Below are 20,269 nucleotides of genomic sequence, written 5' to 3'. Positions count from 1 at the left end.
GAAAATGGAAGCAATTAAAGATTTTTTTGGCAGCCTGATGCTGCGCGAACTGATTAAGGGATTGGCATTGACCGGTCGCTACATGTTCGCACGCAAGATTACTGTCCAATTCCCGGAAGAAAAGACGCCGCAATCTCCACGTTTTCGTGGCTTGCACGCTTTACGTCGCTATCCAAACGGTGAAGAACGCTGTATCGCTTGTAAGCTGTGTGAAGCAGTTTGTCCAGCAATGGCGATCACGATTGAATCCGATCAGCGTGCTGACGGTTCGCGCCGTACTACCCGTTACGACATTGATCTGACCAAGTGTATTTTCTGTGGTTTTTGCGAAGAATCCTGCCCTGTTGACTCGATTGTTGAGACGCATGTTTTGGAATACCACGGCGAAAAACGTGGAGATCTGTACTTTACAAAAGAAATGTTGTTGGCCGTAGGCGATCGCTACGAAACACAAATTGCCGCAGCACGTTCTGCTGACGCGGCTTACCGATAATTGGAACGGTTTCGATATGGAATTTTCAACCGCATTATTTTATGTATTCGCAGCAATGTTGATCCTTGCTGCGACACAGGTAATTACTGCACGTAATCCTGTGCACTCCGCACTGTTTTTGGTATTGGCGTTTTTTACCGCAGCTGGAATTTGGATGTTGTTAAAGGCTGAGTTCTTGGCGATTGTTCTCGTGTTGGTCTATGTCGGCGCGGTCATGGTGCTTTTCTTATTCGTGGTCATGATGCTCGATATCGATCTTGATAAGTTAAGAGCAGGTTTCTGGAGTCATTTCCCTCTGGCTGCAACGGTGGGTGTTGTCGTCGTATTGGAAATGTCTGCCGTATTGTGGCGCGGTTTCCTGCGCATCGATACACAGCACCACGTAAATGGTGACAATATCGGCGATACAAAAAACCTCGGTCTGGTAACTTTCAATCACTACCAACTGGCTTTTGAAGTCGCAGCAGCTATCCTGTTACTGGCTATCGTTGCAGCGGTTGCATTGACCTTACGTCGTCGCAAAGACAGTAAATACGTTGATCCTGCTCAAGCGGTCAAAGTACAAAGTAAAGATCGTGTACGTATCGTGAAGATGAAAGCTGAGTCCGATCGCGCTACGATCGCAGCAACAGAAAAGCAGGGGAATTAACATGGCTTTGACATTGACGCACTATCTGATTTTAGGCGCAATCTTATTCGCGATTTCAATTGTTGGTATTTTCTTGAATCGTAAAAATATTATTGTGTTACTCATGGCAATAGAATTGATGTTGTTGGCTGTGAACATTAACTTCATCGCGTTTTCGCATTATTTAGGTGATGCAGCAGGGCAAATTTTTGTGTTCTTTATTTTGACGGTTGCTGCTGCTGAGTCAGCAATCGGTTTAGCGATTCTCGTCGTCATGTTCCGTAGCCTTGACACGATTAACGTTGAAGATCTGGACGCACTCAAGGGATAATGTGGATGGGTTGTTGCGCTTCGGGACAACCCCTCATTCGCTGGCGATTTAAAAAAGTAACAAGCTAACAAAAGGGTCATCATGGCGGGGCAACTTAACCCACAACTATTATTGGCGGTACCTCTGGCACCACTGGCAGGATCTGCCATTGCGGGTTTGCTGGGCACCAAGTTCTTCGGTAACGTCGTGGGACGTAAAGTCTCACATACAGCAACAATACTCGGTGTATTGGTTGCTTTCATCATTTCTTGCATGACATTAAATGCATTGATTGATGGTGCTCCAATTTATAACGCGACTTTGTATCAGTGGATGCAGGTGGAAGGTTTGAAACTTGAGGTGGGTTTTCTGGTTGATAATCTGACAGCAATGATGATGTGCGTGGTCACCTTTGTTTCGTTAATGGTTCACATCTACACGATTGGATATATGCAAGAAGATGAGGGCTACAATCGCTTCTTCTCCTACATTTCCTTGTTCACATTCTCGATGTTGATGCTGGTTATGAGCAATAACTTTCTGCAACTCTTCTTCGGTTGGGAAGCGGTTGGTCTGGTGTCTTATTTGCTGATTGGTTTTTGGTACACCAAACCAACAGCGATCTACGCCAACATGAAGGCTTTCTTAGTTAATCGTGTGGGTGACTTTGGTTTTATCCTGGGTATTGGTCTGATCTTGGCCTACGCCGGTTCCATGAACTATGCAGAAGTTTTTGCTAAGAAAGAAGAGTTAGCAAAGCTGTTGTTGCCGGGTACAAACTGGATGTTGATTACTGTTGCTTGTATCTGCCTGTTCATCGGTGCTATGGGTAAATCAGCTCAATTTCCGCTGCACGTCTGGTTGCCAGACTCGATGGAAGGTCCAACACCGATTTCCGCGCTGATTCATGCTGCAACGATGGTTACCGCTGGTATCTTCATGGTCTCTCGGATGTCGCCGTTGTTTGAGTTGTCTGATACCGCTTTGTCTTTTATTTTGGTTATTGGTTCTATCACCGCGCTCTTCATGGGTTTCTTGGGGATTATTCAGAACGATATCAAACGCGTTGTTGCTTACTCCACGCTGTCTCAATTGGGTTATATGACGGTTGCACTTGGTGCTTCAGCTTACTCCGTTGCTGTCTTCCATCTGATGACACATGCGTTTTTCAAGGCCTTGTTATTCTTAGCTGCAGGTTCTGTGATTATTGGTATGCACCACGATCAAGATATTCGAAACATGGGGGGGCTGCGTAAATACATGCCAATCACATGGATCACCTCTTTGGTCGGTTCCCTTGCATTGATTGGAACACCGTTTTTCTCTGGTTTCTATTCCAAAGACAGCATTATTGAAGCGGTTCAGGCTTCCCATCTGGCAGGTGCAGGTTTCGCGCAGTTTGCAACATTAGCCGGTGTGTTTGTGACAGCATTTTATTCTTTCCGCATGTATTTCTTGGTTTTCCACGGTAAAGAAAACTTTGGTCATGCTCATGGACATGACGGACATGACGCACATGATGCACATGATGCACATGATGCGCACGACGATCATGACGAACATCACGGTCTGGCACCAGGTCAAAAACCGCACGAGTCTCCATTTGTCGTCTGGTTCCCGTTAGTGATGCTGGCAATTCCGTCTGTGATTATCGGTTTCATCGCTATTGAACCAATGTTGTTTGGCGCGTTCTTTGAGAAAGTAATTACTGTCAACGAAGCGCACAAAGCAATGGAAGAATTGAAGGATGAGTTCCATGGTCCTGTCGCGATGGCGATCCATGCACTCACATCCTTACCGTTCTGGTTGGCGTTGGCTGGCGTAGCAACTTCGTATTTCTTCTATATGGTGAAGCCGTCGATTCCAACGGCGATCAAGAAGAATTCCAGCGCAATCTACAACCTGCTTGATAATAAGTACTACTTGGATAAATTCAATGAAGTCGTATTTGCAGGCGGTGCTCGTGTGTTAGGTGGCGGATTGTGGAATATCGGTGACAAAGGTTTGATTGATGGTTTGGTGGTAAATGGTAGCGCGAAGTTAGTCGGTTGGTTCTCGCGTGGCATTCGTTTGTTCCAAAGTGGTTATATCTATCACTATGCTTTTGTAATGATTTTGGGTGTTCTGGGGTTCCTTGTGTACTTCATGCCATTTCCTTTTGCTAAATAAGTGACCTCGGCTATAAAAATATAATCATGATGCAGTCAACTTCCTCCTTACTCAGCCTGGCGATTTGGTGTCCAATCGCGTTTGGCCTCTTTGTATTAGCTTTCGGACGGGATGATAATCCTGGTCTGGTACGCGGTGTGTCTTTGATCGGTTCTCTGGCAAGTTTTTTTGCCACGATTCCATTGATCACTCAATTCGACAACAGTGCACACGGTATGCAGTTCGTTGAAAAGTTTTCTTGGATTGAAAAATTCAATGTTTTCTATTCGCTCGGTATTGATGGTATTTCGCTGTGGCTGGTGCCATTGACGGCATTCATCACTGTGATCGTCGTTATCGCAGCATGGCAAGTGATTGAAAAGCAGGTAGCGCAGTATATGGGCGCATTTCTGATTCTGTCAGGCCTGATGATTGGTGTGTTCTGCGCACTCGACGGAATGCTGTTCTACGTGTTCTTCGAAGCGACGTTGATCCCGATGTATATTATCGTCGGTATCTGGGGTGGTCCAAACCGCGTTTATGCAGCGTTCAAGTTCTTCTTGTACACGTTGCTCGGTTCGTTGTTGACGTTGGTTGCCATTATTTATCTGTATATTAAAGCAGGTCACTCGTTTGATATTCTCTCATGGCACCAGTTGCCATTGAGTATGACTGAGCAGGTAATGGTGTTTTGTGCGTTCTTGATGGCGTTTGCAGTGAAAGTGCCAATGTGGCCAGTGCATACATGGTTGCCAGATGCTCACGTTGAAGCGCCTACCGGTGGTTCAGTTGTACTTGCTGCGATCATGTTGAAACTGGGTGCATACGGTTTTCTGCGGTTCTCATTACCTATTGCACCGGATGCAAGTCATTACATGGCTGGTTTCATGATCACGTTGTCTTTGATTGCTGTGATTTATATTGGCCTGGTCGCTCTGGTTCAGGCTGACATGAAAAAGTTGGTAGCGTACTCTTCCATTGCTCATATGGGTTTTGTTACTCTTGGCTTCTTCATGTTTAACGCGATGTCTATGCAAGGCGCAATTGTGCAGATGATCTCTCACGGATTTATCTCTGGCGCGATGTTCCTGTGTATTGGTGTTCTGTATGACCGCGTTCACTCCCGTCAGATCGTGGACTACGGCGGTGTCGTTAATAAAATGCCTAAGTTTGCTGCATTGTTCGTACTGTTTTCGATGGCTAACTGCGGTTTGCCAGCAACTTCCGGTTTTGTTGGCGAGTTTATGGTGATTCTGGGTGCTGTTCAGTTTAATTTCTGGATTGGTATGCTGGCCGCGACTGCGCTGATTTTTGGTGCAGCTTACTCGTTATGGATGGTGAAGCGTGTTGTATTCGGTAAAATTACGAACGACCACGTTGCTCATTTAAGCGATATCAATAAGCGCGAGTTTTTTATGCTGGGTGTTTTAGCCATTGCAGTCATTGCGATGGGGCTGTATCCAGCGCCATTTACTGATGCGATGCAGGTCTCAGTAAGTGATCTTTTGAAGCATGTGGCTGTTTCTAAGTTGCCACTCTAACTAAGGATATAGACAAGCAAGCCCGTCACACGGTGTACGATGAGTAGATCCTGTGATAGCAGATCAATGCTAGTAGAACTGAATAATATGAACTTCACACCACTTTATCCTGAAATATTTTTGCTCCTGGCGACCTGCGTGATTTTGCTGGTTGATATGTTTTTAGCAGACAGCAAACGGAATGTGACTTTTGTCATGAGCATTCTTACGCTATTGGCTTGCGGAGGATTGACGATTGCGACGGCAAATAATGACGGTTCGACCTATGTTAGCAATAACATGTTCGTGTCAGATCCGATGTCGATGCTGTTAAAGATGTTCTCTTACGTCGCAATAGGTATGACGTTGATTTACTCACGGCAATATGTGACTGATAGGGGAATGAGTAACGGTAAGTTGGGCGGTGAGTTTTACGTTCTCGCTTTGTTCTCCTTGCTTGGTCAGATGATTATGATTTCGGGTAATAATTTCTTGATTATTTACCTTGGTTTGGAATTAATGTCTTTGTCTTTGTATGCGCTGGTTGCTTTACGGCGTGATCACATTGTATCGACAGAAGCCGCAATGAAGTATTTCATTCTTGGAGCACTTGCTTCTGGTTTTATGTTGTACGGTATTTCTATGCTCTACGGTGCTACAGGTTCTCTTGAATTATCTGAAGTAGCAAGAGCTGCTGCTGATCCCGCTGGTAACAAAACAATTCTCGTGTTCGGTATTGTGTTTCTTGTTGCTGGTCTGGCCTTTAAGTTGGGTGTGGTTCCTTTTCATATGTGGGTACCTGACGTCTATCAAGGATCTCCAACGGCGGTCACTTTGCTGCTGGGTGGCGCTCCGAAACTCGCTGCTTTCGCGATCACTTTCCGTTTGTTGGTAGAAGGCTTGTTTTCCCAAGCGGTCGATTGGCAACAAATGTTGATCGTTCTGGCGGTATTGTCCATGGCTGTTGGTAACTTGACCGCTATTGCGCAAACAAATCTGAAACGAATGCTTGCGTACTCGACCATTTCACAGATGGGTTTTATGCTCCTTGGCTTGTTGTCTGGAGTTGTTAATGGCGACTCCAGTCTGGCGGCTGATGCATACAGTGCATCGATGTTCTACAGCATCACTTATGTCTTAACAACGCTTGGTACTTTCGGTGTGATCATGTTGCTGTCCCGCTCTGGCTTTGAGGCCGATAATCTAGACGATCTCAAAGGTTTGAACAAACGTTCCCCATGGTTTGCCTTTGTCATGTTAATGCTGATGTTCTCGTTGGCTGGTATTCCGCCGATGATGGGCTTCTATGCTAAGTTCTCTGTTTTGCAATCGGTAGTCGCGAGCCATCAATTATGGTTGGCTTTGGTCGCCGTGCTGTTCTCACTGATTGGTACGTTTTACTACCTACGCGTTGTTAAACTGATGTATTTTGATGAACCATCAGATAACGCTGTGATCAACCCAAGTTTTGATGTGCGCGTTATCTTGAGTCTAAATGGTGCAGCGGTTCTTGTAATGGGTTTGCTCCCTGATACTTTGATGTCGACATGTCTGAACGCCATTGTTAAGACACTCGCATCCTAAGGCAGAATCTTTTGAGTAGCTCCGCATCTGTGTGGTTAGTGGTTGTGTTGGCGGTAGTTACCGCCAACCTGCCATATATAAATGAACGCTGTTTCGCTTTCTTCGCGATACAGCGTTTTTCTTTGTTGAAGCCATTTTGGTTGAGAGTCATTGAACTTCTGGTTCTGTACATACTGGTCGGTCAACTTGGCTTTGCTCTAGAGCGGTCTGAGGGTAACTCTTTCCCGCAAGGGTGGGAATTTTATGCTATCAGCTTCTGTCTCTTCATCGTCTTAGGCTTTCCAGGTTTTGTTTATCGTTATTTGAGACGCGATCATGTCTGAAAAAATCACTGATGAATTTGCCAATGATGGCCATTTGAGAGAGCGTAAACTTGACGGTGGTCTGGTTTATGATGGTGATTTTTTGCAAGTCCAAAAGGATTTTGTTGTACTTCCAGATGGCAAAGTAACGACCCGTGAATATATTCGCCATCCCGGGGCGGTGGTCATTATTCCTTTACTCAGCGATGGCACAGTACTGATGGAGCGGCAGTTTCGTTATCCGTTAGACCGTGTTTTTATTGAGTTCCCAGCTGGAAAAATAGATCCTGGTGAAGATACTCTCGTCTGTGCTAAGAGAGAATTAAAAGAGGAAACCGGTTATACGGCAACCACATGGCGACATGTCTGCACTATCCACAATGCGATCGCCTATGCAGATGAGCATCTGGAAATCTACCTTGCTCAGGGGTTGAGTGCGGGTGATGCTGAATTAGATGATGGTGAGTTTCTTGAAACTTTCGTAGCGACGCGAGACGAACTTTTGGCATTCGTGCGCGAAGGAAAGATCACGGACGTAAAAACCGTGATAGGTACGTTCTGGTTAGAGAAAATTTTAAAAGAGAATTGGTAAACACTTGTTTTGTAGGAGCATCATTGCGGGTGCATCCCTGTCGAAGTTTAGAAGATTCATAAAAAAGCCGCTGGAGTATTTATTCCAGCGGCTTTTTTATTACATATTCGGATAGTTCGGACCACCGCCACCTTCTGGTGTTACCCAGACGATATTTTGCGTTGGATCCTTGATATCGCAAGTTTTGCAATGAACACAGTTTTGTGAATTGATTTGCAAACGGTCTTTACCATCATCCGTCTTCATAAACTCATATACGCCTGCAGGGCAATAGCGCGCCTCTGGGCCAGCGTATTTCGCTAGGTTGATGTCGACCGGTACATTTTGATTTTTCAAAGTCAAATGTATAGGTTGATCTTCAGCGTGGTTCGTGTTTGAAATGAATACCGACGATAAGCGGTCAAACGTCAATTTACCGTCTGGTTTTGGATAAGCGATAGGCTGGAATTCGGATGCCGGACGCAGGCATTCGTGATCTGCGTGCGTATGACGCAAGGTCCACGGTGCTTTACCACCAAAGACAACCTGATCGATCCCAACCATCAATGTGCCAAGGTATAGACCTTTGCTCATCCATGGCTTAAAGTTACGTGCCTTGTGCAATTCTTCGTGCAACCATGATGCCTCAAAGGCGGTGCTGTACGTGGTCACTTCGTCGAATTGACGGTTTTCACCGAGTGCAGCGAATACAGCATCCGCTGCCAGCATACCGGTTTTGATTGCAGCGTGACTACCTTTAATGCGGCTAGCATTGAGGAAGCCTGCATCACAACCGATCAAGGCACCACCAGGGAATGTCAGTTTTGGCAACGATTGCAAGCCGCCCGCCGTAATCGCACGTGCACCATAGGCAATTCGTTTCCCCCCTTCGAAGAATTGACGAATTTCTGGATGTGTTTTGTAACGTTGGAACTCTTCGTACGGAGAGAGATAAGGGTTCTCATATCCAAGTCCGACCACATAGCCAACCGCTACCTGATTGTTTTCCAAGTGATATAAGAAGGAGCCCCCGTAGGTGCTGCTGTCTAATGGCCAGCCAGCAGAGTGAATGACTAGACCTTCTTGATGTTTTGCAGGATCAATTTCCCACAATTCTTTGATGCCGATGCCATAGGTCTGTGGGTCCTTACCTTTGTTCAGGTCGTATTTAGCGATCAATTGTTTACCCAAGTGACCGCGTGCACCTTCTGCAAATAACGTGTACTTTGCGTGTAACTCCATGCCTAGCTGGAATGCAGCTCCAGGTTCGCCTTCGCGATTCACGCCCATATTGCCCGTCGCAACACCTTTCACAGAGCCGTCGTCGTTGTATAGGATTTCAGCGGCTGGAAAGCCAGGGAAAATTTCAACCCCAAGGTTTTCTGCCTGCTGACCTAGCCAACGTACGACGTTAGCGAGCGAAATCACAAAGTTGCCGTGATTTTGGAAGCATTGTGGCAACATCCAGTTTGGTGTTTTGTGTGCTTTGGTCTCGGTTAAGAATAAAAAACGGTCTTCCGTAACTGGTGTATTGAGCGGTGCGCCGAGTTCTTTCCAATTTGGAATCAATTCAGTTAAAGCTTGCGGATCCATGACCGCGCCAGAGAGAATATGCGCGCCTAATTCTCCACCTTTTTCTAGAACGCAAACAGAGACTTCGTTACCTTTCTCTGCGGCCAGTTGTTTTAATTTAATGGCAGCAGATAGTCCGGCAGGTCCACCACCCACAATGACGACATCATATTCCATGGTATCGCGTGGACCGTATTGTTCAAGAATGGTTTGGGTCATGGGTGTAATCACTTTCTGGAAATATTTTCGAACGAACGTGCTAAATTAATTTCAGCATGTTATCTGCTGTAAAGTTAATCTGCAAGTTTCAGATTAGACGAAGGTCACCAACCAGATGTTTGGTGAGTCTTGAATTATGGCAGAGGCATGTTATCAACGCATCAATTTAACAGGGTTTACGTGTGAATTAGCAATAAAAATGCATGTCGAACGTAAATCCATACAACACAAACGTGATCTCTATGTCATCATAGCAACTCACACAGAATGCAAAACGTTTTAAATTTTTCGTGGAGATACTGATGGGCATAGAAGTCAACTTTGAAGGAAAAATTGCACTGGTAACCGGTGCATCTAGTGGCTTAGGTGCTCGATTTGCAAAGATTTTGGCGCAAGCCGGAGCGCAGGTTGTGCTGGCATCGCGCCGTATCGATCGACTCAAGGAGTTGCGTGCAGAGATTGAAGCTGAGGGGGGCGCAGCGCATGTGGTTGCCTTGGATGTGACGGACTACGCGAGCATCAAATCCGCAATCGCGCACGCTGAGACTGAAGCTGGTCCGATCGACATCTTGATCAACAATTCTGGTGTATCTACCACGCAACGTTTGGTAGATGTGACGCCGGATGATTATGCGTACGTCATGGATACCAATCAACGGGGTGCTTTTTTTGTTGCTCAGGAGGCGGCGAAGCGTATGATTGCCCGTCACAAAGGCGATCCTCGCAAGCAGCACCGTATTATCAATATTGCTTCTGTTGCTGGTTTGCGGGTCTTGCCTCAGATAGGTATTTACTGCATGAGTAAAGCCGCTGTCGTACACATGACAAAAGCAATGGCTGTCGAATGGGGGAAATATGGCATCAACGTTAATGCCATTTGTCCTGGCTATATCTCCACTGAAATTAATGAGGAGTATTTCGACACCGAGCAGGGGCAGAAATTAATTGAGATGCTCCCGCGTAAGCGTGTCGGGACTCCTGAAGATCTTGATGGTTTGTTACTGTTGTTGGCGGCAGAAGAGTCACGATTCCTCAATGGAGCGATCGTTACTGCGGATGATGGGATGAGTGTTCAATAATGGGAACGGGTGACAAAAAGCTGGTTTATACCGTCACCATTCCGATTCGCTGGGGCGACATGGATGCAATGGGGCACGTGAATAACACTGTTTATTTTCAGTATATGGAACAGGCCCGTATTGAATGGCTTGCAATGATGGGTTGTTTGCCAGATGAGAAAGGCCATGGTCCTGTGATTGTCAATGCGCATTGTACTTTCAAAAAGCCCCTCAAATATCCCGGGCAGGTCGAGGTCTGTACCTATATCTCTACCTTGGGCCGTACTAGTTTTGAAACGATTCAGGAAATGCGTTCAGTTGGCGATGGCTATTCGTTGTATGCTGAAGGCGGTGCCAAAGTTGTTTGGATTGATCCTGCTATTGAAAAGTCGGTGCCATTACCTGAAGTAATTAAACAAAAATTTGCTGAATTTAAAACTGCACAGAAACGACGCCGCTGAGCTATTTCTGATGGTAGTTTTTAATGTTAACATGGAGTGTTTTCGTCGAGCGGTTTGTTAGTGGATCGGGCCTAATAGTTTATGAACCAACTCGCTCGAGGTTGAAGCGCAAAATTTCCGCATCAATTTAGCCCGGTGCATCTCCACCGTTCTTGGGCTTAAACCGATTTGTTTTGCAATCATTTTGCTGGTTTTTCCTTCCACGATCATTGCGGAAATCTCACGCTCTCTTGGTGTGAGTTCCGCGCTTACCGGTCTTTTTGAGCTCAAGTCCTCGAACGTCCATATTTCCGCCGTGCGGGGATTTTCTTTGTCGAGTGCGCGTCCAGAAACGTGGCACCAGAACAGTTCCTGACTTGCTCGTTTCATGATTCGCTCATCCGAGTAGCTCCCTTTAGTATTCATGATGGGAGCAATTCTTGCTCCGGTTCTCTCGAATTCGTCAGGGGTGGGGTAAAGAATCTGAAACGAAGCGCTGATGAGCAAATCTTGGTTGAGCCCAAACATCAGGGTCAGTGCATCATTGCAGGCAAGTATGATGCGATTTTGGGATATGCACATACCTATCGGTGCCAACTGAAAAATGCGAGCAAAATCGATGTTATTTTTAAAATCCATAGGTCGGCAGAGATGAGGCTGGTAGGCTAAACTGCGTTTCGTAGTTTTACGGTATTGCGAAGTATAGCGTAGCATCATATCCTTGAAGAAAATTAAAGACTAGGCGTTGGTTACCAGAGGCATGTTCCGATGCATTAGTTTTTTGCAGATCTTTGCAAGACGGAGATACCTTATTATCGGTATGTAGAGCAGGATCTGGTTGCCATATAAATAAAAGATGTTGATATCCAATAATTTCGAGAAGACAGAAGGGAACAGTAATGAATAAAGTTTATCCCGACGCAAAAACTGCTTTGGCGGACATCGTCAAAGACGGACAAACGATCGCCGTTGGCGGATTTGGATTGTGTGGTATTCCAGAAGCTTTGATCGCAGCGCTGCGCGATACTGGTGCGAAAGAATTGACAGCGATTTCCAACAACGCTGGCGTTGATGGTTTTGGGTTGGGCCAATTGCTGACAACGCGCCAGATTAAAAAAATGATTTCATCTTATGTTGGTGAAAACAAAGAATTTGAGCGCCAGTATCTAGCTGGTGAGTTGGAGTTGGAATTCACACCACAAGGTACTCTTGCAGAGAAATTACGTGCAGGTGGTGCAGGTATTCCTGCTTTCTTCACCAAAACTGGTGTCGGTACCATCGTTGCTGAAGGCAAAGAGGTCCGTGAATTCGACGGTCATCAATATGTGATGGAACGTGCTTTAGTGTCGGACGTCTCGCTCGTTAACGCTTGGAAGGCCGATAAAGCAGGTAATCTTGTTTATCGTAAAACGGCGCGTAATTTCAATCCAAATGTCGCTATGGCGGGAAAAATTACTGTAGCAGAAGTGGAAATGTTGGTCGAAATCGGCGAGATTGATCCTGATGAGGTGCATACCCCGGGTATTTTTGTGCAACGTATCGTTGTCAATGCACACCCAGAGAAGCGCATCGAGCAACGTACAGTGCGCCCATCGAAATAAGATCAGGAGATAAACATGGCATGGAATCGTGATGAAATGGCTGCGCGTGCAGCATTAGAATTGCAAGATGGTTTTTACGTTAATCTGGGTATCGGCTTGCCGACCTTAGTTGCTAATCATGTGCCGCAAGGGGTAGAAGTCTGGTTGCAATCTGAAAATGGCTTGCTGGGTATTGGTCCTTTCCCGACAGAGAATGAAGTTGATGCTGATTTGATCAATGCGGGCAAACAAACCGTCACAACCTTACCTGGCTCATCGATTTTTAGCTCAGCAGATTCGTTTGCAATGATTCGTGGCGGAAAAATCAATTTAGCGATTTTGGGTGCGATGCAGGTAAGTCAGACGGGTGATTTGGCGAACTGGATGATCCCAGGGAAAATGGTGAAGGGCATGGGCGGTGCGATGGACCTGGTTGCTGGTGTTGGGCGGGTTGTTGTACTAATGGAACACGTGGCAAAAGGTGACGCGCATAAAATTCTGAGTCAGTGCAACTTACCGTTGACAGGTGTTGGTGTTGTGAACCGGATTATCACTGATCTCGGTGTGATTGATGTGACCCCGAAAGGTCTGAAACTGGTTGAGTTAGCGCCAGGTGTTACAGTTGACGAGATTATTTCTAAAACAGAACCGACTTTGGATATGTCTGCTTTTGTCTAACGCCTAAGGGGATTCATTGGGGCAACAAATAAGATGTTATTCATAGTTAAAGCCGACAAATATTGTCGGCTTTTTTTATGGTGTCGTTTTTTATTTTGATAAAAATAGTACAGCTCTCTTAGACGGCCATCTTCCGATTAACGTGAAGAAAAGCGGGCAATATCTTCTGAAATCAATGATATAAAGAGCAGTGTTCGTTACAATAGCAAATTGCAATGCTAGAAACATTTAACTCTTGAGGATCCCTATGCAAGCCAGACGAAAATCCGTTCAGTGTTTATCTCCAACCGGTTTGCATACAATGTCTTATCAGGAGTGGGGCGATCCTTTCAATCCAGAGGTATTGGTTTGCGTCCATGGTTTAGCCCGCGTTTCTGACGACTTCGATGCATTAGCAAAAAACTTAGCTGACCGCTATCGTGTTATTTGTCCAGATGTTGTTGGTCGTGGCGCGTCTGGACGTTTGCGTAACCCTATGCATTACCAGATACCACAGTATGTGAGCGATATGGTGACCTTGCTGGCCCGTCTGGATGTCGTGAAGGTGGATTGGTTCGGTACTTCCATGGGCGGTTTGATTGGTATGGGTATTGCTTCGCTTGAGGGTAGCCCGATACGGAAGTTGATTCTTAATGATGTCGGGCCAGCCCTTAATCCCGTTGCATTAGCACGGATTGGTGAGTATGTGGGGCAGGCGGTCGCATTTGACCGGTTTGACGAGGCGCTGGGTTACATCAAATCAATTTCGCAACCCTTTGGTGTACATACAGATGCTCAATGGGAAAAGCTTGCGCGTGACGTCTTACGACAGAATGCGGCCGGACAGTGGATTAAGCATTACGATTTGGGATTGGGCCTGCCATTTAAATCGGTGACAGCTGAGCAGGTGACCGCGGGCGAGGCGATGTTGTGGGCTGCTTACGATGCGATTCGAAGCAAGACTTTGGTTGTGCGCGGTGAAAATTCGGATTTACTGTCGCTTGAGACGGTAACGGAAATGACCAAAAGGGGGCCATGTGCAACCTTGGTGCAGATTTCATCGGTTGGACATGCACCAACCTTTGTGAGTGCAGAGCAGATTGCTATAGCGCGCGATTTTTTACTGCGTGACGATTGAATATCGACTGTAATAGGTCGGTAAGTCAGTCTGCAGATACAGTGAGCCGTTGACGAGCTGTAAAAGAATTTTTAAAGAAGAGTAAAAAATGGAAATTAAAAGATTGCATGTTGGTGCCCGCCTGTCTGAAGTGGCGATACATAACGGTGTAGTTTATCTGGCAGGGCAAATTCCTGAGGTTCCTGGTAATGACATCGCTGGTCAGACAGTGGAGGTGTTGGGGCACATCGATCGTTTGCTGCAAGAGGCTGGAAGCGATAAGTCGCGTATTTTGTCATGTCAGATTTTTCTGACAGATATTTCACTCATCGGTGAGATGAATAAAGTATGGGACGATTGGGTTACGCCTGGGAGTTCTCCGCCACGAGCAACAGTTGAGGCAAAGTTGGCGAATCCAGAGTGGTTAATTGAAGTTGTTGTGACGGCTGCACAAAAGTAAAGATTAGCATGGTATCGACTTCCATTTCGGCTTCAGCATCTCAATTGGCTGACGGCCTGTCAGATGCGGACAAAGAGCGCTTAATTACAGCTCTCGAATTTGTCACCCCCTATTACACGGACCTGCGGGTCGTGACAGAGCAAAACGCTTTGCAGTTTGTGCTGGGCGTGGTTTCTACGTTAGCGATGCTAAGAACCGATGTGGATTCGAGGATTGCTGCGTTATTGTTTGAATTGCCGGAGTTATGTCCCGCAGTTGCTCCGCAAATTGAAGCGCGGTTTGGGAAGGAGATTACCGACCTCGTGACGGGGATAAGGAGGTTGATGAAGTTGCGCGAAGCTGCGCTAACCCAGCATGATGCAGGAAAAGGCAAGGATGCCGCTGAAAAAGCCGCGGCCCAAATGGAGACCTTGCGCAAGATGGTGCTTGCGATGGCAACTGACATGCGCGTGGTTCTGGTGCGGCTCGCTTCTCGAGTCACGACCTTACGCTATTTCGCTGAATGTAAGCGCGAAGATGGTGCATCGAAGCAGTATGCAAGCGAGACGATGGATTTGTATGCGCCATTGGCAAATCGCCTTGGGGTGTGGCAATTAAAGTGGGAGTTAGAAGATCTATCGTTTCGCTTTCTCGAGCCTGAGCAATACAAGCGTATTGCAAAAATGTTAGAAGAGAAGCGGGTGGAGCGAGAGAGTTTTGTCGTCAGTGCCATTGCGCGGCTTAATGCAGAGTTAAAAGTTGCAGGTGTGAAGGCTGAGGTCAGCGGTCGTCCTAAGCATATCTATAGTATCTGGAAAAAAATGAAGGGTAAGTCCGTTCATTTTGACGAACTCTACGATGTTCGAGCATTCCGCGTCATTGTTGATGATATTAAAGATTGCTATACAGTTCTCGGTATAGTCCACAATGCTTGGGCGCCACTTCCTAAAGAGTTTGATGACTATATTTCGCGTCCTAAATCCAATGGTTATAAGTCCTTGCATACCGTTGTGGTTGTGGAGGATGGGCGACCTTTAGAGGTGCAGATCCGCACCCGTGAGATGCATCAGTTTGCGGAATATGGCGTGGCGGCACATTGGCGCTATAAGGAGAGCGGCGGATCCAATTTTACGGCTCAGGAATATGACGAGAAAATCGCTTGGCTAAGACAGCTGTTGGCGTGGAAAACTGACATCGCAGATGCAGTGGTTGAGCATGAGGAGGTGCAGCGCGAATGGGTGCAAAAACTAAAGGCAGCAAGTCTCGATGACCGCATCTATGTTTTGACGCCGCAGGCAAGGGTGATTGAGTTGCCGTGCGGCGCTACTCCCGTTGATTTTGCTTATCAGCTCCATACTGATGTTGGGCATCGTTGTCGTGGAGCGCGCGTTGACAGTGTTATGGTGCCATTAAATACACGTTTGCAGAATGGCCAGACTGTTGAGATTATTACGCTCAAAGCTGGGTCGGCGCAGACAGGCCCTTCTCGTGATTGGCTCAATCCCGAATACTCTGTCAGCACCCGAACCCGTAGTAAGATTCGCGCGTGGTTTAATGCGATAGATCAGCAGGAAACCTTGACCTATGGGCGCAGCATGGTTGAAAAGACCTTGCAGCGTGAGGGAAAGACGGCGGTTAATCTGGAAGAGTTGGCGCGTAAGTTGGGCTTTGCGGCGCTGGATGATTTCTTTCTTTCTGTCGGTAAGGATGAATTTAGCCTGCGTCAGATCGAAACTGTCTTACGTGATAATGCGCCAGTCGAGGAGCCTGATGAGTTTGTCGCCAATAAGAGTCGTGCTTCAAGCGTTACACAGGGTGCAAAGTCGGGTGTGCTTGTTGTCGGTACGGACGGGTTGATGACGCAGTTGGCACGTTGTTGCAAGCCTGCACCACCGGATAATATTGTTGGTTTTGTGACGCGCGGCAAGGGTGTGTCGATTCATCGCTTAACTTGCAAGAATTTTGCGGAAATGCGCAATAAGGCGCCCGAGCGGGTAATTCAGACCACCTGGGGTGAGCAAGTAAAAGATACCGTTTATCCGGTGGATATTTTTGTTATGGCGCAAGACAGGCAGGGCTTGCTGAGGGATATTTCTGAAGTGTTTTCGCGTGAAAAAATCAATGTGATCGGTGTTAATACGCAAAGTGCGAAATCACAAGCGCGCATGTCGTTTACGGTTGAAATCGGTGGGACGACACAGCTACAAAAAGCTTTGACTATTATTCGCGAGGTGAACGGTGTGCAGGATGTGCGGCGTCAGTAAGTGGATGTTGCGATGTCTCTTTAGCGATGCAACTGCGATTGTGATCGAGCATTGTTTCGTGTGAAGTGGCGATGGATGTTGAGAGGAGTCGTTTTGGCTGTTGGGGCGTGTGATGGATATAAATGCCCCAGAATGACAAAAAAATGGCTTCAGGGGCTAGTAATTGATTAAGAGCTTCTGCTATACTCTTGTTTCTTTAGACGCGTAGCTCAGCTGGTTAGAGCACTACCTTGACATGGTAGGGGTCGTTGGTTCGAGTCCAATCGTGTCTACCATAGAATTAGTAATACCTTTAGATAAGAGCGAGAAAGGCATCCTGGTTATGACACCGCGAACTACCACGCAAATGGTTTGGGAGCGACTCTAGTCGAGGATCTTTTTCGTCGGTATTAAATGTGAAAAAGCACGGCTAGCCGTGCTTTTTTTTCGTCTGCATTTTTTAAATTCCCTTTTTTAGCAAACTTCTTTCTCTCTGGAGAGTGATATGGTCTCAGTAAAACTTCCTGATGGTTCGCAACGACAATTCGATGCGCCAGTAACGGTTGCGCAAGTTGCAGCCAGTATTGGTGCTGGTCTGGCTAAGGCAGCGCTGGCTGGTCGCGTGGATGGTAAGTTGGTTGATACGTCGCACTTGATTGAGGCCGACGTTGAGTTAGCGATTGTGACTGACAAAGATGCGGACGGGTTGGAAGTGATTCGTCACTCGACAGCGCATTTGCTGGCGTATGCTGTTAAAGAATTATTTCCCGATGCGCAGGTTACTATTGGTCCTGTGATCGAAAACGGTTTTTATTACGACTTCTCGTACAAGCGCCCATTCACACCAGATGATCTGGTGTTGATTGAAAAGAAAATGGCCGAATTGGCTAAAAAAGACGAACAAGTCACTCGTAAGGTATTGCCTCGCGATGAGGCTGTTGCGTACTTTAAGTCCATTGGAGAGGCCTATAAGGCGGAGATTATCGAGTCAATTCCTGCTGATCAGGATGTGTCTTTGTACACCGAAGGTAGCTTTACCGATTTGTGTCGTGGTCCGCATGTGCCCTCAACAGGCAAACTGAAGGTGTTTAAGCTGATGAAGCTGGCCGGTGCCTACTGGCGCGGCGACTCTAAAAATGAAATGTTGCAGCGTATTTACGGCACTGCCTTTGCTAAAAAAGAAGATCAGGAGCAATACCTGCATATGCTGGAAGAGGCAGAGAAGCGCGATCACCGCAAACTCGGTAAGGCGCTGGACTTTTTCCATTTTCAAGATGAGGCGCCGGGTTTGGTGTTCTGGCACGCTAAAGGTTGGACTATCTGGCAGCAAATTGAGCAATACATGCGCAAGGTCTATCAGGATTGTGGTTATCAGGAAGTTAAAGGGCCGCAGATCCTCGATAGTAGCCTGTGGAATAAAACTGGTCACTGGGCTAATTATAAAGACAACATGTTTGTCACTGAATCAGAAAATCGTGCTTATGCGCTCAAGCCGATGAATTGCCCAGGCCATGTGCAGATTTTTAATTCTGGTATGAAGAGCTATCGTGACTTGCCATTGCGTTTTGGTGAGTTCGGTCAGTGTCATCGCAATGAGCCATCTGGCGCCTTGCACGGTATTATGCGTGTGCGTGGGTTTACGCAGGATGATGGGCATATTTTCTGTACTGAAGAGCAGATTCAGGATGAAGTCATTGCATTTCATCCGCAAGCAATGAAGGTTTACCAAGATTTTGGTTTTGAAAACATTGCTATTAAATTAGCCTTGCGTCCGGATAATCGCATTGGTACCGATGAAATCTGGGATAAGGCCGAAGAGACGTTGCGTGCTGGCTTGCGTAGTTGTGGCGTGACTGAGTGGGAGGAGTTGCCTGGTGAGGGTGCTTTCTACGGACCTAAGATTGAGTATCATCTTAAAGATAGTCTTGGTCGTCCTTGGCAGGTTGGTACTATGCAGGTGGATTTCTTTATGCCAGGGCGTTTAGGTGCGGAATATGTTGCTGATGATAATAGCCGTAAAGTTCCTGTCATGCTGCATCGTGCGATTGTTGGCTCTATGGAGCGTTTCATTGGTATTTTGATCGAAAATCACGCGGGCGCTTTGCCATTATGGTTGGCGCCAGTGCAAGTTTCAGTGCTTAATATCTCAGAGTCTCAGGCGGAATATGCCAAGGCTGTTGCGGAAAACCTGAAAAAACAAGGGTTTAGAGTAAATACTGATTTGCGTAATGAGAAAATTACATATAAAATACGCGAGCATTCTATTCAAAAATTACCTTACATTATAGTAATCGGCGATAAAGAGCGGGATGCCAACACAGTCGCTGTGCGTACGCGTGGCAATCTGGATCTTGGGGTAATGCCTCTGGATGCCTTCATTTCTCGTCTGCAAGATGAGATAGCAAATAAGGTTTAACAGATCGGTCAGCAATCTCCCTTTTTGAGGGAGATAGCACGGTAAAGATTTTATTTTTTAAAGGAAACTGCAATAGCTACCGAAAGAACACATCGTATCAACGGTGAAGTTACCGCGCCTGAAGTGCGCTTGTCTGGCGTTGATAACGAACCTCTGGGGATCGTTAAACTGGGTGAAGCCTTCCGCTTGGCCGAAGAGGCTAATGTGGATTTGGTGGAGATTGCACCAACCGCGCAACCACCAGTTTGTCGTTTGATGGATTACGGCAAGTTTAAATATCAGGAGCAGAAAAAAGCTCACGAAGCCAAATTGAAGCAAAAAGTCATTTTGGTTAAGGAAGTTAAATTCCGCCCTGGTACTGATGATGGCGATTACAACATCAAACTGCGTAATTTGATTAAATTCCTTGATGATGGCGATAAAACCAAGATCACATTGCGTTTCCGTGGTCGTGAGATGGCGCATCAGGAAATCGGTATGCGCGTACTTGAGCGCCTGAAACTGGATCTGGAACCTTACGGTCAGGTAGAGCAGTTTCCAAAAATGGAAGGTCGCCAGATGGTCATGATTCTGGCACCGAAGAAAAAGAAGTAATTAGTAATTAAAAGAATTTTGCGATGTGCGTTGAATGCGTATTGCGAAAGACCTGCTAAGAATTAATTAGCAGGTCACATAAGTGAGAAGTAGGCATCCAAGAGTAGCGATTGTTGCTGCCACCTACCATCATATAAAATGAGGCTGTCGTAATAGACAGATAGTGCTATGCCAAAAATGAAGACGAAAAGCAGCGCAAAAAAGCGCTTCCGCGTACGTCCAGGTGGTACCGTTAAACGCGGTCAAGCTTTCAAACGTCATATCTTGACTAAGAAAACGACCAAAAACAAACGTCAATTGCGCGGTTCCGTAGGTGTTCATGACACCAACATGGTATCCGTAATGCGCATGATGCCAACAGCTTAACCTCATACTCAT

General features: G+C 46.3%; 20 protein-coding genes and 1 tRNA gene. 19 read left to right on the top strand and 2 right to left on the bottom strand.

Annotated elements, in window-relative coordinates:
- Window positions 1-4: 4 nt before the first annotated feature.
- From nuoI to ACO0KV_RS02455, 8 genes are all read left to right on the top strand, one after another.
- A complete protein-coding gene (nuoI, locus tag ACO0KV_RS02490; protein WP_422975968.1) occupies window positions 5-493 on the top strand; it encodes an NADH-quinone oxidoreductase subunit NuoI in 489 nt (162 codons plus the stop codon).
- A gap of 16 nt (window positions 494-509) precedes the next feature.
- Entirely contained in the window at window positions 510-1,142 is a 633-nt protein-coding gene (locus tag ACO0KV_RS02485; protein ID WP_423039555.1) for an NADH-quinone oxidoreductase subunit J, read from the top strand.
- Between the two features lies 1 nt (window position 1,143).
- Complete coding sequence (nuoK, locus tag ACO0KV_RS02480) at window positions 1,144-1,452, top strand: NADH-quinone oxidoreductase subunit NuoK (protein WP_423021926.1); 309 nt, start codon at window positions 1,144-1,146, stop codon at window positions 1,450-1,452.
- An 81-nt stretch (window positions 1,453-1,533) separates the two neighbouring features.
- A complete protein-coding gene (gene nuoL, locus ACO0KV_RS02475; protein WP_423039553.1) occupies window positions 1,534-3,600 on the top strand; it encodes an NADH-quinone oxidoreductase subunit L in 2,067 nt (688 codons plus the stop codon).
- A 26-nt stretch (window positions 3,601-3,626) separates the two neighbouring features.
- Window positions 3,627-5,120 (top strand): NADH-quinone oxidoreductase subunit M, encoded by a 1,494-nt coding sequence (locus ACO0KV_RS02470; RefSeq protein WP_423039551.1) that lies wholly within the window; start codon window positions 3,627-3,629, stop codon window positions 5,118-5,120.
- 78 nt (window positions 5,121-5,198) lie between these two features.
- Window positions 5,199-6,683 carry an NADH-quinone oxidoreductase subunit NuoN gene (nuoN, locus tag ACO0KV_RS02465; RefSeq protein WP_423039815.1) on the top strand — a complete coding sequence of 495 codons (1,485 nt, stop codon included), beginning with the start codon at window positions 5,199-5,201 and terminating at the stop codon, window positions 6,681-6,683.
- A gap of 11 nt (window positions 6,684-6,694) precedes the next feature.
- Window positions 6,695-7,006 carry a DUF2818 family protein gene (locus ACO0KV_RS02460; RefSeq protein WP_423039549.1) on the top strand — a complete coding sequence of 104 codons (312 nt, stop codon included), beginning with the start codon at window positions 6,695-6,697 and terminating at the stop codon, window positions 7,004-7,006.
- Window positions 6,999-7,577 (top strand): NUDIX domain-containing protein, encoded by a 579-nt coding sequence (locus ACO0KV_RS02455; RefSeq protein WP_423039547.1) that lies wholly within the window; start codon window positions 6,999-7,001, stop codon window positions 7,575-7,577. The genes ACO0KV_RS02460 and ACO0KV_RS02455 overlap by 8 nt, the downstream gene beginning before the upstream one ends.
- A 99-nt stretch (window positions 7,578-7,676) precedes the next feature.
- On the opposite strand, the gene ACO0KV_RS02450 is transcribed toward ACO0KV_RS02455, so the two are convergent.
- A complete protein-coding gene (locus tag ACO0KV_RS02450; RefSeq protein WP_423039545.1) occupies window positions 7,677-9,347 on the bottom strand; it encodes an electron transfer flavoprotein-ubiquinone oxidoreductase in 1,671 nt (556 codons plus the stop codon).
- A gap of 302 nt (window positions 9,348-9,649) precedes the next feature.
- Between ACO0KV_RS02450 and ACO0KV_RS02445 the strand changes: the two genes are divergently transcribed.
- Together ACO0KV_RS02445 and ACO0KV_RS02440 are read left to right on the top strand one after the other, a co-directional pair.
- Complete coding sequence (locus ACO0KV_RS02445) at window positions 9,650-10,426, top strand: SDR family oxidoreductase (RefSeq protein ID WP_423039543.1); 777 nt, start codon at window positions 9,650-9,652, stop codon at window positions 10,424-10,426.
- Window positions 10,426-10,866 (top strand): acyl-CoA thioesterase, encoded by a 441-nt coding sequence (locus ACO0KV_RS02440; protein ID WP_423039541.1) that lies wholly within the window; start codon window positions 10,426-10,428, stop codon window positions 10,864-10,866. Before ACO0KV_RS02445 ends, ACO0KV_RS02440 begins: the two co-directional genes overlap by 1 nt.
- 57 nt (window positions 10,867-10,923) lie before the next feature.
- Here the strand turns inward: ACO0KV_RS02440 and ACO0KV_RS02435 are convergent, their stop codons facing one another.
- On the bottom strand, window positions 10,924-11,484 hold the full coding sequence (locus ACO0KV_RS02435) for a LuxR C-terminal-related transcriptional regulator (protein WP_423039539.1): 561 nt from the start codon (window positions 11,482-11,484) through the stop codon (window positions 10,924-10,926).
- A gap of 260 nt (window positions 11,485-11,744) precedes the next feature.
- On the opposite strand from ACO0KV_RS02435, the gene ACO0KV_RS02430 reads away from it, so the two are divergent.
- From ACO0KV_RS02430 to rpmI, 9 genes are all read left to right on the top strand, one after another.
- Window positions 11,745-12,446, top strand: coding sequence for a CoA transferase subunit A (locus tag ACO0KV_RS02430; RefSeq protein WP_423039537.1), 702 nt, complete (start codon window positions 11,745-11,747; stop codon window positions 12,444-12,446).
- Window positions 12,447-12,461: 15 nt separating this feature from the next.
- Window positions 12,462-13,103, top strand: a complete 642-nt coding sequence (locus ACO0KV_RS02425) for a CoA transferase subunit B (RefSeq protein WP_423039535.1) — start codon at window positions 12,462-12,464, stop codon at window positions 13,101-13,103.
- Between the two features lie 247 nt (window positions 13,104-13,350).
- A complete protein-coding gene (locus ACO0KV_RS02420; protein WP_423039533.1) occupies window positions 13,351-14,220 on the top strand; it encodes an alpha/beta fold hydrolase in 870 nt (289 codons plus the stop codon).
- 88 nt (window positions 14,221-14,308) lie between these two features.
- Complete coding sequence (locus ACO0KV_RS02415; RefSeq protein ID WP_423039531.1) at window positions 14,309-14,659, top strand: RidA family protein; 351 nt, start codon at window positions 14,309-14,311, stop codon at window positions 14,657-14,659.
- An 8-nt stretch (window positions 14,660-14,667) separates the two neighbouring features.
- Window positions 14,668-16,902 (top strand): RelA/SpoT family protein, encoded by a 2,235-nt coding sequence (locus tag ACO0KV_RS02410; RefSeq protein ID WP_423039529.1) that lies wholly within the window; start codon window positions 14,668-14,670, stop codon window positions 16,900-16,902.
- Window positions 16,903-17,100: 198 nt separating this feature from the next.
- A tRNA-Val gene (locus tag ACO0KV_RS02405) sits at window positions 17,101-17,177 on the top strand.
- 209 nt (window positions 17,178-17,386) lie between these two features.
- A complete protein-coding gene (gene thrS / locus ACO0KV_RS02400; protein ID WP_423039527.1) occupies window positions 17,387-19,297 on the top strand; it encodes a threonine--tRNA ligase in 1,911 nt (636 codons plus the stop codon).
- Window positions 19,298-19,369: 72 nt separating this feature from the next.
- The gene (gene infC, locus ACO0KV_RS02395; protein WP_186911918.1) at window positions 19,370-19,891 is read left to right on the top strand and encodes a translation initiation factor IF-3; all 522 of its coding nucleotides are present in this window, start codon (window positions 19,370-19,372) and stop codon (window positions 19,889-19,891) included.
- Between the two features lie 168 nt (window positions 19,892-20,059).
- Window positions 20,060-20,257, top strand: coding sequence for a 50S ribosomal protein L35 (rpmI, locus tag ACO0KV_RS02390; RefSeq protein ID WP_110253942.1), 198 nt, complete (start codon window positions 20,060-20,062; stop codon window positions 20,255-20,257).
- Window positions 20,258-20,269 lie beyond the last annotated feature (12 nt).

This window comes from Undibacterium sp. RuRC25W, assembly GCF_049339825.1.
GTDB lineage: Bacteria > Pseudomonadota > Gammaproteobacteria > Burkholderiales > Burkholderiaceae_D > Undibacterium.
Note: the sequence above shows the minus strand (reverse complement) of the source record. Positions and strands in the feature narration are given on the sequence as shown.

Bases quoted from the DNA above. Each gene is read 5' to 3' on its own strand.
- ACO0KV_RS02435 (WP_423039539.1), bottom strand. From the start codon at position 11,484: ATGGATTTTAAAAATAACATCGATTTTGCTCGCATTTTTCAGTTGGCA.
- ACO0KV_RS02450 (WP_423039545.1), bottom strand. From the start codon at position 9,347: ATGACCCAAACCATTCTTGAACAATACGGTCCACGCGATACCATGGAA.
- thrS (WP_423039527.1), top strand. From the start codon at position 17,387: ATGGTCTCAGTAAAACTTCCTGATGGTTCGCAACGACAATTCGATGCG.
- nuoI (WP_422975968.1), top strand. From the start codon at position 5: ATGGAAGCAATTAAAGATTTTTTTGGCAGCCTGATGCTGCGCGAACTG.
- ACO0KV_RS02415 (WP_423039531.1), top strand. From the start codon at position 14,309: ATGGAAATTAAAAGATTGCATGTTGGTGCCCGCCTGTCTGAAGTGGCG.
- ACO0KV_RS02425 (WP_423039535.1), top strand. From the start codon at position 12,462: ATGGCATGGAATCGTGATGAAATGGCTGCGCGTGCAGCATTAGAATTG.
- rpmI (WP_110253942.1), top strand. From the start codon at position 20,060: ATGCCAAAAATGAAGACGAAAAGCAGCGCAAAAAAGCGCTTCCGCGTA.
- nuoK (WP_423021926.1), top strand. From the start codon at position 1,144: ATGGCTTTGACATTGACGCACTATCTGATTTTAGGCGCAATCTTATTC.
- ACO0KV_RS02445 (WP_423039543.1), top strand. From the start codon at position 9,650: ATGGGCATAGAAGTCAACTTTGAAGGAAAAATTGCACTGGTAACCGGT.
- ACO0KV_RS02470 (WP_423039551.1), top strand. From the start codon at position 3,627: ATGATGCAGTCAACTTCCTCCTTACTCAGCCTGGCGATTTGGTGTCCA.
- ACO0KV_RS02440 (WP_423039541.1), top strand. From the start codon at position 10,426: ATGGGAACGGGTGACAAAAAGCTGGTTTATACCGTCACCATTCCGATT.
- ACO0KV_RS02455 (WP_423039547.1), top strand. From the start codon at position 6,999: ATGTCTGAAAAAATCACTGATGAATTTGCCAATGATGGCCATTTGAGA.
- nuoL (WP_423039553.1), top strand. From the start codon at position 1,534: ATGGCGGGGCAACTTAACCCACAACTATTATTGGCGGTACCTCTGGCA.
- ACO0KV_RS02410 (WP_423039529.1), top strand. From the start codon at position 14,668: ATGGTATCGACTTCCATTTCGGCTTCAGCATCTCAATTGGCTGACGGC.
- ACO0KV_RS02430 (WP_423039537.1), top strand. From the start codon at position 11,745: ATGAATAAAGTTTATCCCGACGCAAAAACTGCTTTGGCGGACATCGTC.
- ACO0KV_RS02420 (WP_423039533.1), top strand. From the start codon at position 13,351: ATGCAAGCCAGACGAAAATCCGTTCAGTGTTTATCTCCAACCGGTTTG.
- ACO0KV_RS02485 (WP_423039555.1), top strand. From the start codon at position 510: ATGGAATTTTCAACCGCATTATTTTATGTATTCGCAGCAATGTTGATC.